This is a genomic window from Duganella sacchari, assembly GCF_900143065.1.
Lineage (GTDB): Bacteria > Pseudomonadota > Gammaproteobacteria > Burkholderiales > Burkholderiaceae_D > Rugamonas > Rugamonas sacchari.
In genome coordinates this window covers 680,168-692,380 of the sequence record NZ_FRCX01000001.1, presented here as the reverse complement: position 1 = coordinate 692,380, position 12,213 = coordinate 680,168, and the positions used below count along the sequence as shown (strand labels likewise).

Sequence of the window (12,213 nt, the reverse complement as noted above, 5' to 3'; positions counted from 1 at the left end):
TGACTAGGCCATGAATGGATCAGAGCAGCAAGAAGGCGATAGCCGAGACGGCAGTGGGGGCGAGGGCGCCGGCCAGCAGGCCCAGGGCGCTGATCGATTGGTCCTGGAAGCCACGGCGCAGCAGCGAAACGCCGGCCGGATTGGGCGCATTGGCGATGACGGTCAGGCCGCCGCCGGTCACTGCGCCTGCCACCAGCATGTATTGCGCGTCTGCGGAAATGCCGTTGATGAGGGAGCCCAGGTAGGTCAGGGCGGCGTTATCGGTAATCGCAGTCAGGCTCATGGAACCGAAGAACAGGGCCAGCGGCGACAGGCTTTCCACAATCGGCTGCAACCACCATTGCTGCATCCCGCCCAGTACCACCAGTCCGGCCAGGAAGAACCCCACCAGCAGGCCTTCTTTGATAATCAGCGGGCTTTGGTAGCGCTGGTAGGCGGTGGTGAAGCCCAGGAACAGCATGAAGATGCCGAGGAACAGCACCGGATGGTGGCCCAGTATCACCACCGCAGCCAGGAAGACCAGATGAATGGCGGTGACAGCCAGCGGCACGGCTGGAGCATTGCTGGTGGCAGTCGTGTTATCGGTAGCGGTGTGCAGGTGCTTGCGCAGCACGAAGCAGATGGCAGTGGCGTTGACCAGCACTGCCAGCGTCGCCTTCCAGCCAAATTGCGAGGCCATGTAGGCGCTGTCCCAATCCCAGGTGGCGGCCACCATCAGCACTGGCGGCGCGGCGTAGGCGGTCAGCAGGCCGCCGATGGAAATGTTCACGAACAGCACGCCCAAGGCTGCATATTTGAGCCATTCCGGCATGCCGTCGCGGAAGATCAGCGGCGCCAGCATCAGCGCGGCCAGTGTCATGGCGGCCGGTTCGGTAATCAGCGAGCCGGTCAGCGGCACCAGCGCCAGGCCGAACCAGACCAGCGCCAGTTCGGTTTTTACCGGCATGCTGCGCGCCAGGGCCAGCAGCACGCGTTGCACGATGTCCAGCACAGGCCGCGATGCGGCCACCACCATCACCACAAACACAAACAGCGGCTCGGTGTACTGGCGCGATTCGGCATACGCAATCGCAGCCTCGCCCCCATTGAGGAAGGCGATTGCCAGCATCAGGATGAAGGCCCAGAAACCAAACACCACTTCCACTTCACCGAGCAGGTGAAACAGCCCGGCGTGACGGGGATGGCGATGCGACAGCACCTCGAAGGATTTGGCGGCGAAAGTATGCAGTAGCGCCAGGCCAAACAGGATGGCGCCGATCAGTTGTATCGTTTGCAAAGTGTGTCCTTTGGTAATTCTTCCAGGCACATGGTACAGCAAAGGCAGATAAACCTTGCCAAACAAGCGTGCGAGTAGTACTGTGTATTTATACAGTATTTGCGGTACAATGCCATGACACTCCCTGAAACCGTGCACCCGTCGCTATGGCGGGCGGACCAACTCGCACAAAGCGCCACGCGCTGTCTGGACACCGGTTTTGCCGCGCTGTCCGCGCAGTTGCCGGGCGGCGGTTGGCCGTTGGGGACGCTGGTGGATCTGCTGGTGCAGCAACACGGCATCGGCGAGTTGCGGCTGTTGCAGCCGGCGCTGGCCGCACTGGGCAAGCGTCCCATCGTGCTGCTGCAGCCGCCGCATGCACCGCAGGCGCTGGCGCTGGCCGCGTTGGGCATGGAGCCGTCACAACTGCTGTGGGTACGCAGTGGCGCCAAGGCCAGTGATGCGCTCTGGGCCGCCGAGCAAATCCTGCGCAGTGGCTGTTGTGGTGCGCTGCTGATGTGGCAAAAGCATGCGCGTGGCGAAACCTTGCGGCGCCTGCATCTGGCGGCGCAAAGTAGCGAGACGCTGTTTTGCATGCTGCGGCCGTTGACGGCTGCGCAGGAAGCCTCACCGGCGCCATTGCGGTTATCGCTGAAACCGGCGGCGGGCGGCATGGACATCGGCTTTGTCAAACGACGAGGACCGTTGCGTGACGCTCCTTTGTTCTTACCCCTAACTCCTGCTTTGCTCCAACGTCATGCGTCTCTGGATCGCCCTACATCTGCCGAGGCTCCCGCTCGAAGTATTCTGCCCGCGCTGGTCGGCGGATAACTGCACGATTGTGCTGGAGCAGGAACGGGTGGCCGCCATGTCGCCTGCGGCGCAGGATGCAGGCGTGAGCTTGCACATGCGGCGCGGTGGCGCGATGCTGCTGGCGCCGCAAGCGCAGTTTCAGGAACGCTCGCTGCCGCTGGAGGCCGAGGCATTGCAGGCGGTCGCGTTGGCGCTGCTGCAGTTCACGCCACAACTGGCAGAAGCGGAAGAGTCCACGCTGCTGCTGGATGTCGGGGCCAGCCTGCGTTTGTTTGGCGGCATACACGTGCTGTGCCGTAAGGTGGCAAGCAGCGTGCGTGCGCTTGGCTTCACCGGCAACCTCAGTTGCGCACCGACGGCGCGTGGCGCCTGGCTGCTGGCGCGCTGCCATGCCGGCCGCGCGCTGAAAATGTCCTCGCTCGAACGCAGGCTGGAAGGCTTGCTGGTCAGCGTGCTGCCGCCAGCGCGCCAGTACCTGAGCTGGATGGAAGGCATCGGTTGCCTGACGCTGGGGGATCTGTACCGTTTGCCGCGTCCCGGCTTGCAGCGCCGTTGCGGCCGTGCCTTGCTGGACATGCTCGATGACGCGCATGGCGGGCGTCCCGAGCTGCATGAGTGGCTGGAAGCACCGGCGAGCTTCCACGCCAAAATAGAATTGTTCGACCGCGTGGAGAATGCGGAAGCGCTGCTGTTCGGCGCGCACCGTTTGCTGTTGCAACTGACGGGGTGGCTGAGTGTGCATCAATTGGCGGTCGAACGCATTCGCCTGCTGCTCGAGCACGAGCGCGGCCGCACCGCAGGACCGCCCACCGTGATTGAAGTCGTGCTGGCCGAACCGACGTGGAAGGACGCCCATCTGGTGCGCCTGCTCAAGGAGCGCCTGGCCAAGCAGGAACTGGATGCACCCGTCATCGGCCTGTGTCTGGAAGCGCCGCAAGTGCAGCCGATGGCGCCGCTCAGTGACTCGCTGTTCCCCGAGCCGGGCGGCAGCAAGGAAGACTGGCAGCGCCTGCTGGAACTGCTGTCAGCCCGGCTGGGGCCGGAGAACGTGCTGCAAGCAGCGCCGAAAGCGGACTATCGCCCCGAACATGCCAACGCGTGGGTCAGCATTCAGGAAAAGATCCGTCCGGCCGAAGCCCGCGCGCAACTGCCGATGGACGTCACCAGCCTGCCGCGCCCCACCTGGCTGCTGGCCAAGCCGGTGCCGCTGCTGATACGCGACCACCGTCCCTACTATGGTTCGCCGCTACGTATCCGCTCCACAGGCGAACGCATCGAAGCTGGCTGGTGGAGCGATATGCAAACGCGCGACTACTTTATGGCCCAGGGCGAGGACCACGCGCATTACTGGCTTTACAAGGAGCGCGTGATCAAAGGGGCGGAACTGGAAACGCGCTGGTATTTGCACGGATTCTTTGGTTGAGAATATCGAGAGACTTGATAAACTTGAGAATCTTTGCTATGGTATAGCTAATGAATTCTCACACCGGAAGCGGTCATGATTGATTTTACAGAATGCGACGCAGGTCAAGAGACGCTCGAGCAGGAAGTGGAGCAATTCCGTCGTGCGCTGATGGAGGAGCTTCATTGTGTGCGCAGGATAACCGCAACCCACCCGTCCATAGCCCCACCACAAGTTGCCTGAGGATAGAAAGATGACACCAACTTCTAAATCAGCCTTGACCGAGAGTGATCTGTCTGCTGTCGAGCAGTTTTCCCGGCTGCTTGCTGGACGGCTTGATGCGCTTGCGAAAAAGCCTGAAGATGCTCGTCTGATTAAGCTGGTACGACAGGCAATACTGGAAGTGAAAGATGTGCTGACGACAGGCGCTATCAGCGAAGCTGATCGTCCAAGCCATCTACCGGTGTCGAAACTCAAGGCCTCGGAGGTTCTCGAGCAGGGACGGGTGCAGCTTTCGCAGGCATCGTTGTATCGTGCTGTGGAGCAGAAGCGGTTTTACTGCATCACCCCAACTGGACGAAGTATTGGCAAGGAGTTCCCGGCATGGCAATTTATCCAGCCGGTGCCCGAGCTGATCGCCCCGGTATTGACCGAGCTAGAGGATACGCCGAGCAGAGAAATCCATGCTTTCTGGGTCAGCGAATTTGACGAATTGAATGAGCTGTCTCCCGCAGAGGTACTGGCGGGGCTACCATTCGAGACGCGGATTGAAATGCATAACAGCCAACGAGCGATGCTGAAACTACCCGCGAATGAGCGCATGCGTAAGGTGGTTGAGCAGGCGAAGTGGCAACTCAGGAGCATGTCAGAACCCGTGAGCTAACGACATGTTGCAACAAGATGAAGCAATTCCAATTGAAGTAGCAAAACGGCTGCCAGCACCAGATCTTTTACGTAAAGTGCTGGCAGCTCAAATCATCGAACTATCGCCCAACCAGGCCATCATTCGTGCAGCACGTGACAAGCGTTTTATCTGGCCAACAAGGTCAGATCATCATGACCGGTTTGGAACGCCAGCTGTCATGCTGGATCGAGAGGGCGATGGGCCTTTCTGGATCTATGGCGCGGAAGACATTTTCACTGCCATCGTGGAAGGGCGCTTGCGCAACAAGATCGCCACTGCACCTGGCCACTTCAGGTTCAGTGCTGCTGCGGAAAACGCCGTCATCGCCCAGCTTGATTTCAGCGAACCATTGCGCCTTTTTGATTTGTCTGGAGAAGCTGTCAGTGTGCTGGGCATCTACGATGAACTGCGCGGTCCCGACTATGAGTGGTGCCAGTGGCTGGGCTGGGAGATCGGCAAAATCATCCGGGAGCACCAGGGCGCGGTACATGGCTTCGTGTATCCATCTCGTCGCAACCCGGGCAAGGTCGCCTATGCGATTTCTTCCTGTGTAAAAGATGTCCTGGAAACCAGGCTAACTGTCCGTACCCAGCGCCTGGTGGATACCGACGAGTACGCGAGGCTCGTCGCCAGTCCATGCTGCACCGACAGCGATTCGCTGTAAGCCCATGAAACTGGCGCGGTTCAACCGCGCCAGTTTCATTCTTCCATCGGCGTAAAGCGCTGCACCTGTTTGCCATCCACCTCGATCATTTCAAAGAACACCTCGCGCGGGCGGCACCAGATGGAACCATTGGCGGCACGATATACAATCATGGTGCTGAGGTCGGATTCCAGCGTGGCCTCGCAGACCAGCTCGTAGATACCGCCTTTGTAGTGTTGGAAACGCATAGCCTACTCCTTTATGAAATCACAACGACAAGAATTTATTGGTGCCCATGGCCACAAGCTGGCCGCGCGGCTGGACGGACCGGATGGCGAGGTCAAAGCCTATGCCTTGTTCGCGCACTGCTTCACCTGCGGCAAAGACGTGTTTGCCGCCAGCCGCGTCGCGCAGGCGCTGACCGAGCATGGCATCGCCGTGCTGCGCTTTGATTTTACCGGCCTGGGCGCCAGCGAAGGCGAGTTCGCCAATACCAACTTCTCGTCCAATCTGGCCGATCTGGTGGCCGCGGCGGATTTTATGCGAACCAGCTACCAGGCGCCAGGCCTGTTGATCGGCCACAGCCTCGGCGGCGCGGCGGTAATGGCTGCTGCTGCGGACATGCCGGAGGTGAAAGCGGTGGTGACCATCGCCGCGCCCAGCCATCCGTCTTATGTGACGGGGATGTTCAGCCAGCATCTGGACGAAATCGCGCGCGAGGGCGAGGCGCAGGTGCAACTGGCGGGGCGGCCTTTCCGCATCAAGCAACAGTTCGTTGAGGATGCGGGCGGGCACAATTTAAAGTTGAAGATTGCAGGCTTGCGGCGCGCGCTGCTGGTGATGCACGCGCCGGGTGACGATACGGTCGGCCTCAGCAACGCGATGGAGATTTTCACTGCGGCCAAGCATCCCAAGAGCTTTATCTCGCTGGACAGCGCCGACCACTTGCTCACGCGGCGCGAAGACGCGGTCTATGTCGCCAATCTGATTGCGACCTGGGCTGAACGTTATCTGTTTTAGAAGTCTTCCGACAGGTCTTTCCAACCCTTGCTGGCCGCGAAGGTGCTGAATTCGTCGGGCGCTTCCAGCACCAGCAGACGGCCTTCCTGCAGCACCGGATCGCCGGGCGTCAGATCCGGGCCTTTGTAGCCCACGCTGCGCAGTTGCGCGATCACGGCGGCGATCAGCGCCTTGTCCTTGTGCAGGCCGCTGATCGGCGCTTTGAAATCCACGTAGACGTCTATCGCACCGTAGCCTTCGTCGAAGATACGGATTGCTGTGGCGTCGTGGGCACGGCCGGAGCCGTCGGTGGCCTTGAAGGGGCCGCTGAGATGGATGTCGGTGTCTTGAGTCATGGACTCAGCATACACTAAATCCGGGGTAAGGCCATACCGCGCTGGACCGCGGGACGCTCGCCGATGCGCTTGAGCCAGCGTTGCAGATGCGGCTTGCTGTCCAGCTTGTCGCCCAGCGCTGGTTTCAGCTTGTCCAGCACACCTACCGCCCATGGATAGCAGGCGATGTCGGCAATGCTGTACGCAGCGCCGGCGATGTAGTCGTGCTGGGACAGCTGTTTGTCCATCACCGTCAACAAACGGTCGGCTTCATCGACGAAGTGCTTGATGGCCAGCCCGGATTTTTCTTCCGAGCGCGTGAAGAAGCCCACTTGACCCAGCATCGGCCCAAGGCCGCCGATCTGCCAGTGCAGCCACTCCAGCACCTTGTAGCGCTCAGGGCCGGAAATGGGCAGCAGCTTGCCGGTTTTCTCGGCCAGGTAGGTGAGGATGGCGCCGCTTTCGAAGATGCTGAAACGCTTGCCGTTTTCATCGGTGTCTTCAATTGCCGGGATCTTGTTGTTGGGAGAGAGCGCCAGGAAGGCCGGCTGGAATTGCTCGTTCTCTTTGAGATTGACGGTCTTGATGGTGTACGGCAGGCCCAGTTCTTCCAGCATGATGGGTACTTTGCGGCCGTTGGGCGTGGTCCAGGTGTGGAGTGTCAGCATGGGCATCCTTTAGCGCGATACCGTGTTTCGCCCCTTGTGCTTGGCACGATACAGCGCCTGATCGGCCAGGCGGTAGATTTCCTCCTGGCCATCTTGAGAATCTGGCGCGATAAACGCCAGGCCGAGCGACAAGGTTACATGGTTTGCCGGCGGATTGCCCGCATGCGGCAGCAACCGTGCGGCCATGCAGTTGCGCAGTTGTTCCGCCATCGCCATGCTTTCCCCGGGGCCGCTGCTGCTGAACAGGCAGGCGAATTCATCGCCGCCCATGCGGAAGCACAGGTCACCAGGACGATGCAAGGTCTGGCGCATGCATTGGGCCACGGCTTTTAGCACTTCATCGCCTTGCGGGTGGCCGTAGGTGTCGTTGTATTCCTTGAAGCGGTCAACGTCCGCCAGCAGCAAGGTTAGCGTACGCTGGTCGCGGCGCGCGCGTTTTTGTTCTTCGACGAAACGAATGTTGTAGTAGCGACGGTTGTTGAGGCCGGTGAGTTCATCCGTCACGCTATCGATGCGCGCGGCTTTGGCGTCGGTGATGTCGGTGGAGACGGCGCAGGTGGCATAGACTTCGCCGTGCTCATCGAGCAGCGGGAACTTTACCGTCATGTAGCTGTGCAAGGTTTTGTCGCGGTGGTAGACCTGTTCCTCTTCGTGCACGGCGCGCTTTTCCAGCGCGGCCTTGCGGTCGTTGCGCCACAGCCGTTCGGCGATATCGGCTGGGAACAGATCGAAGACATTGCCACCGACGAAGGTCGCGGCATCGTAGCCATCGAGGATTTCAAAATGGCGGTTGGCCATGGTGATCGTGCCGTGCAGATCCTTGGTGGAAATCAGCACGGGCGCATGGTCGAGCAGCGCGCGAAAGATGCGGTCAGACGCGCGCAGTTCATCCAACTCTGTGCGTGCGGGGGCAGGGGCGTCGTTCCGGTCTGGCATGAAACCAGTATAGCGCGAGCCCCCTTCAATCTTGCATGAAAATTATTTCATCGGTTGCAAAATCGCCTCAAGACGATCTGGCGTGCCATCGATGCGTTCCAGGCGTGGATATTTCAGGCCGCCGTGATAGTCCAGCGCGACCGTCTGATACAGGCTGCCTTTTTTAACCAGCAGATTGATTGCCTCCTTCGACGTCTTGGCGGCCGTCACCGCAGCCCGCAGCAGCTCCGGCTTGTAGGCGCGGCCATTGACTGCCAGCAGCTGGGTGCCGCCCGCCAGGCCCGCTTTAAAGCCGACGCCTTCCCATTGGAACGCTTCCAGCTTGCCATCCGCACCAACCGAGAAGCCCAGCGAGTACTGGAAGTTGGCGGACTTGCTCAAGTCTTCCTGCGCTTTCAGGAAATCGGTTGGCTTGTCGGTGTAGACCAGCTTCCAGCCCGCGCGCGCCAGACCGTCCAGCGGTGCGCCGGGGCCATGGCCATCCAGGCGGCTGCGCAGGAACGGCGCCCAGTCGTAAGGCTGCACGGCGTTGAGTGCTTTCACCACGTCGTCAAACGTGTAGTGCTTGGCGACGTTGACGCCGTCATCGACGCCAAAGAAGCTGCGGGCGAAATCGTTGAGCGATTTCTTTTCGCCCGACAGCTCGCGGATCTTGGTGTCGGCATCCAGCCAGATCAGTTCGCCTTCCGAATAGTAGTCTTCGGCGCGCTGCCAGTTGTTCCACCCCTGCGGACGGCGCGCGTTGACGATAGGATCGTTGACGGTGTCCTGCACGGCACGCCATTCGCGGCCTTTGACGTTGTCGTAGCGGGCAGCGGTGGCGGCAATCATGTCGCGCGTATGTTCAGGCTTGATCAGGCCCGAGCGTGCTGCCAGCACGGCGCCCCAGTACTGGGTCTGGCCCTCGTACACCCACAGCAGTTCGTTTTGCAGCGGCGTGTTGAAGTCCGGGACATTCTGGCCGGCCGGGCGGCGGAACTTGCCGTTCCACGAGTGCGTAAATTCGTGCGACAGCAGTTCGCGCCGCGCTTCGTATTTATTCCATTCGCTGAAGTAGCCCAGCTTGACGCCGTTCTCGCTCGACTGGTGATGTTCGCGGCCGATGCCGCCGAATTCATCGCTGATGGCGAACAGGAAATCGTAGTGCTTGTAGTGCTGCGAGTTGAACAGCTTGTAGGCCTGCTGCACCATCGCGCGGTGCGGGGCGATCTGTTCCGGCGTTGCTTCCAGCTGTTCGGCCGTATCGGCCACCACGTTCAGGTGCACGGGAATTTTTGCGCCCGGGTCGAGGTCGATGCGGCGGAAGTAGCGGCCCGCGAACAGCGGCGAATCGACCAGGGTTTCCAGGTCCAGCGGCTTGAAGGCGACCTCGTCGCCGTCGCGCGTCTGCTGTTCCAGCGCGCTGCCGTATTGCCAGCCGGCCGGCACTTTCAGGTTGGGCTGGACGGTGATCTTGTTGCTGCTATAACCGGCCGGGTACAGCGTCACCGATTGCCATTGCACGCCAAGGATGTCGTTGGTCATGGTGGTGCGGCCCTGGTTGGCTTCCACGGGCGACAGGTACTGGAATTCGATGTCCACACTGTTCGCGCCTTTGGGCACGGTGACGTGGAAGGCATACACGTTGACCATGTCGCGCTTCCATTCCAGCGGCTGGCCGTTGGCGCTGACCTTGAGGCCGGCGAACTGGCTCAGCGCGCCGCTGGGGCCGTGGTTACCAGGTATCCACTGGGGATACAGCAGCGTCAGTTTGCCGGGTTTGGCGGGAATGCTTTCGCGCACGCGGAAGATATTTTGCGCGGTGTCGGAAGCGTCGACTTTGAGTACGATGGTGCCAGGATAAGGCAGGTCGGATGCGGCCTGGGCGCTGAAGGCGGTAGCCAGCACGGCAGCAAGTACAGCACGGGTCAGTGACATGATCTAAGCGATAAAACGGTTGACAAGAGGACGAGTGTAGCACGCAAGCAACTTGCAAATCTTGTAAACCGATGACGCAGCGCAGCGTAAATTTTTTTGAAAAAAGACTCTTGAAAGCGTTGCGAGGCAACTTATATGGGACTCAGCGGTTGCCCAGATGGGGACCGCGAGCAGGGGAAACCCCCCGACTTTAACCATATCGCTTATTTTGACAAGGATATCTACCATGCGTACTTTTGACCTCGCCCCACTGTATCGTTCCGCGATTGGCTTTGACCGTCTGGCACAAATGCTCAACGACGCCCAGCGCAACGACACCCCAAGCTATCCTCCCTACAATATCGAACTGGTCTCCGATGACCAGTACCGCATCGTGATGGCGCTGGCCGGCTTCAGCCGCGCGGAAATCGACATCACCTTCGAACGTGATTCGCTGACCGTGGTAGGCCGCAAACAGAAGGACGCCAGCGAGCGCAACTATCTGCACCGTGGCATCGCAGCACGCGACTTCGAACAGCGCTTCCAGCTGGCCAACCACGTCAAGGTGACCGGCGCCAGCTTCGACAACGGCATGCTCACCATCGAGCTGGTGCGTGAGATTCCTGAAGCGCTGAAACCCCGCAAAATCGTCATCGACGGTGGCGACAACGTGACCGCGCTGGAGCAACGCGCAGCTGCTTAATTCCGCTTTAAGCAAGTCCTGACAACTGGCCGGTTTATCCGGCCAGTTTTGCGTTACGGCCCCGTTTTTGGTTAAGTAGGGCCTAAGTTTTTACCCTCATATTGGATACATCTAAAATCCTTATTGATTCAGGAGAACCGTTATGTCCACATCTACTCTCAAACGTGCCGCCGTCGCAGTCGCCGTACTGGGCGTGGTCGGTGTCGGCGGTGCAGTCGCAGTCAAACAGAATGCCGCCGTTGCCGCCGCCACCGTTCCCGCTGTCGCCGCCGCTCCTGCTGCCGCGCCTGCTCCGGTCGGCGCGCCTGCCATCGCGCTGCCGGACTTCAGTGTCATCGCCGCCCACAATGGCCCGGCCGTGGTCAACATCAACGTCACCGGCAGCACCAAGACCGCCTACGATGGCGACGGTCCGCAAGGCCGCAACGATCCGTTTGCCGACGATCCCTTCTATGAATTCTTCCGCCGCTTCCAGGGCCAGCAACGTGGCCAGCAGCGCCAGGCGCCTACCCACGGCCTGGGCTCGGGCTTCATCATCAGCCCGGACGGCATCATCCTGACCAATGCCCACGTGGTGCGCGACGCCAGCGAGGTGGTGGTCAAACTGACCGACCGCCGCGAATTCCGCGCCAAGGTGCTGGGCTCGGATCCGCAAAGCGACGTTGCCGTGCTCAAGATCGACGCCAAGAACCTGCCCGTGGTGCCGCTGGCCAAAGGCAATGACTTGAAAGTAGGCGAATGGGTACTGGCGATCGGCTCGCCATACGGCCTCGATAACACCGTCACCGCCGGCGTGGTCAGCGCCAAGGGCCGGTCGCTGCCGGATGGTAACGTGCCCTTCATCCAGACCGACGTCGCGGTCAATCCGGGTAACTCGGGCGGCCCGCTGTTCAACACGCGCGGCGAAGTGGTGGGCATCAACTCGCAGATTTACAGCCAGACCGGTGGTTATCAGGGCTTGTCGTTTGCGATTCCGATTGATGTCGCCACCAAGATCAAGAACATGATTGTCGCCACCGGCAAGGTGGTGCACGCCAAGCTGGGCGTGACAGTGCAGGAAGTGAACCAGGGCTTTGCCGATTCCTTCAACCTGGCGACGCCGGAAGGGGCGCTGGTGTCCAATGTCGAGCGCGGCGGTCCGGCCGATAAAGCCGGCCTCAAGGCGGGCGACGTGATCCTTGCGCTGAATGGCCAGAAGATCGTCAGCTCGGCCGACTTGCCTTCGACGGTAGGCCTGTCGACGCCCGGCGAGAAAATCACGCTGAACGTCTGGCGCCAGGGCAAGCCGATGCAGGTGACGGCCACCCTGGGTAACGCCAACGACAAGGTGGCGCGCGAAGACGCGGCGCCGGCCGATCAGGCCAGCGCCAAGCTGCGCCTGGGCCTGTCGCTGCGTCCGCTGGACCCGTCGGAACGCCGTGAATCCGGCATCGGCAGCGGCCTGCTGATCCAGGATGCAGGTGGAGCGGCCGCCAACGCCGGCGTGCAGCCGGGCGACGTGCTGCTATCGGTGAATGGCCGTCCGGTCAACAGCATCGACCAGGTGCGCGAGGTGGTGGGCAAGGCCGGCAAGTCGGTGGCATTGCTGATCCAGCGCGGCGACGATAAAATCTTCATACCGGTCCGTCTGGGATAAACTTCGGGCCGGCAGAACGCTGA

At 60.8% G+C, this 12,213-nt stretch carries 13 protein-coding genes; 7 read left to right on the top strand and 6 right to left on the bottom strand.

Annotated features, from left to right (window positions below; translation table 11 throughout):
* Positions 1 to 19: 19 nt before the first annotated feature.
* The gene (locus tag BUA36_RS03265; protein WP_072781280.1) at positions 20 to 1,276 is read right to left on the bottom strand and encodes a putative Na+/H+ antiporter; all 1,257 of its coding nucleotides are present in this window, start codon (positions 1,274 to 1,276) and stop codon (positions 20 to 22) included.
* 114 nt (positions 1,277 to 1,390) lie between these two features.
* Here BUA36_RS03265 and imuA point away from each other — a divergent pair, with 114 nt between their 5' ends.
* The 4 genes from imuA to BUA36_RS03245 all read left to right on the top strand — a co-directional run bounded on the left by imuA (position 1,391) and on the right by BUA36_RS03245 (position 5,038).
* Complete coding sequence (imuA, locus tag BUA36_RS03260; RefSeq protein ID WP_072781279.1) at positions 1,391 to 2,086, top strand: translesion DNA synthesis-associated protein ImuA; 696 nt, start codon at positions 1,391 to 1,393, stop codon at positions 2,084 to 2,086.
* The gene (locus BUA36_RS03255; protein WP_072781277.1) at positions 2,013 to 3,491 is read left to right on the top strand and encodes a Y-family DNA polymerase; all 1,479 of its coding nucleotides are present in this window, start codon (positions 2,013 to 2,015) and stop codon (positions 3,489 to 3,491) included. Before imuA ends, BUA36_RS03255 begins: the two co-directional genes overlap by 74 nt.
* Before the next feature lie 232 nt (positions 3,492 to 3,723).
* Entirely contained in the window at positions 3,724 to 4,353 is a 630-nt protein-coding gene (locus BUA36_RS03250) for a hypothetical protein (protein WP_072781275.1), read from the top strand.
* Between the two features lie 4 nt (positions 4,354 to 4,357).
* Complete coding sequence (locus tag BUA36_RS03245) at positions 4,358 to 5,038, top strand: RES family NAD+ phosphorylase (protein ID WP_084559961.1); 681 nt, start codon at positions 4,358 to 4,360, stop codon at positions 5,036 to 5,038.
* A 35-nt stretch (positions 5,039 to 5,073) separates the two neighbouring features.
* Here the strand turns inward: BUA36_RS03245 and BUA36_RS03240 are convergent, their stop codons facing one another.
* The gene (locus BUA36_RS03240; RefSeq protein ID WP_072781270.1) at positions 5,074 to 5,265 is read right to left on the bottom strand and encodes a DUF1653 domain-containing protein; all 192 of its coding nucleotides are present in this window, start codon (positions 5,263 to 5,265) and stop codon (positions 5,074 to 5,076) included.
* Between the two features lie 13 nt (positions 5,266 to 5,278).
* On the opposite strand from BUA36_RS03240, the gene BUA36_RS03235 reads away from it, so the two are divergent.
* On the top strand, positions 5,279 to 6,037 hold the full coding sequence (locus tag BUA36_RS03235) for an alpha/beta hydrolase family protein (RefSeq protein ID WP_072781268.1): 759 nt from the start codon (positions 5,279 to 5,281) through the stop codon (positions 6,035 to 6,037).
* On the opposite strand, the gene BUA36_RS03230 is transcribed toward BUA36_RS03235, so the two are convergent.
* From BUA36_RS03230 to BUA36_RS03215, 4 genes are all read right to left on the bottom strand, one after another.
* Positions 6,034 to 6,372 (bottom strand): hypothetical protein, encoded by a 339-nt coding sequence (locus BUA36_RS03230; RefSeq protein WP_072781266.1) that lies wholly within the window; start codon positions 6,370 to 6,372, stop codon positions 6,034 to 6,036. The genes BUA36_RS03235 and BUA36_RS03230 overlap by 4 nt on opposite strands.
* A gap of 14 nt (positions 6,373 to 6,386) precedes the next feature.
* Positions 6,387 to 7,019 (bottom strand): glutathione S-transferase family protein, encoded by a 633-nt coding sequence (locus BUA36_RS03225; RefSeq protein WP_072781265.1) that lies wholly within the window; start codon positions 7,017 to 7,019, stop codon positions 6,387 to 6,389.
* 9 nt (positions 7,020 to 7,028) lie between these two features.
* Positions 7,029 to 7,913 (bottom strand): sensor domain-containing diguanylate cyclase, encoded by an 885-nt coding sequence (locus BUA36_RS03220; RefSeq protein WP_229255593.1) that lies wholly within the window; start codon positions 7,911 to 7,913, stop codon positions 7,029 to 7,031.
* Positions 7,914 to 7,997: 84 nt separating this feature from the next.
* Positions 7,998 to 9,872 (bottom strand): M61 family metallopeptidase, encoded by a 1,875-nt coding sequence (locus BUA36_RS03215; protein WP_072781261.1) that lies wholly within the window; start codon positions 9,870 to 9,872, stop codon positions 7,998 to 8,000.
* A 226-nt stretch (positions 9,873 to 10,098) separates the two neighbouring features.
* On the opposite strand from BUA36_RS03215, the gene BUA36_RS03210 reads away from it, so the two are divergent.
* Together BUA36_RS03210 and BUA36_RS03205 are read left to right on the top strand one after the other, a co-directional pair.
* Positions 10,099 to 10,554 (top strand): Hsp20 family protein, encoded by a 456-nt coding sequence (locus tag BUA36_RS03210; RefSeq protein WP_072781260.1) that lies wholly within the window; start codon positions 10,099 to 10,101, stop codon positions 10,552 to 10,554.
* A 142-nt stretch (positions 10,555 to 10,696) separates the two neighbouring features.
* Entirely contained in the window at positions 10,697 to 12,190 is a 1,494-nt protein-coding gene (locus BUA36_RS03205; protein ID WP_072781258.1) for a Do family serine endopeptidase, read from the top strand.
* Positions 12,191 to 12,213: the final 23 nt, after the last annotated feature.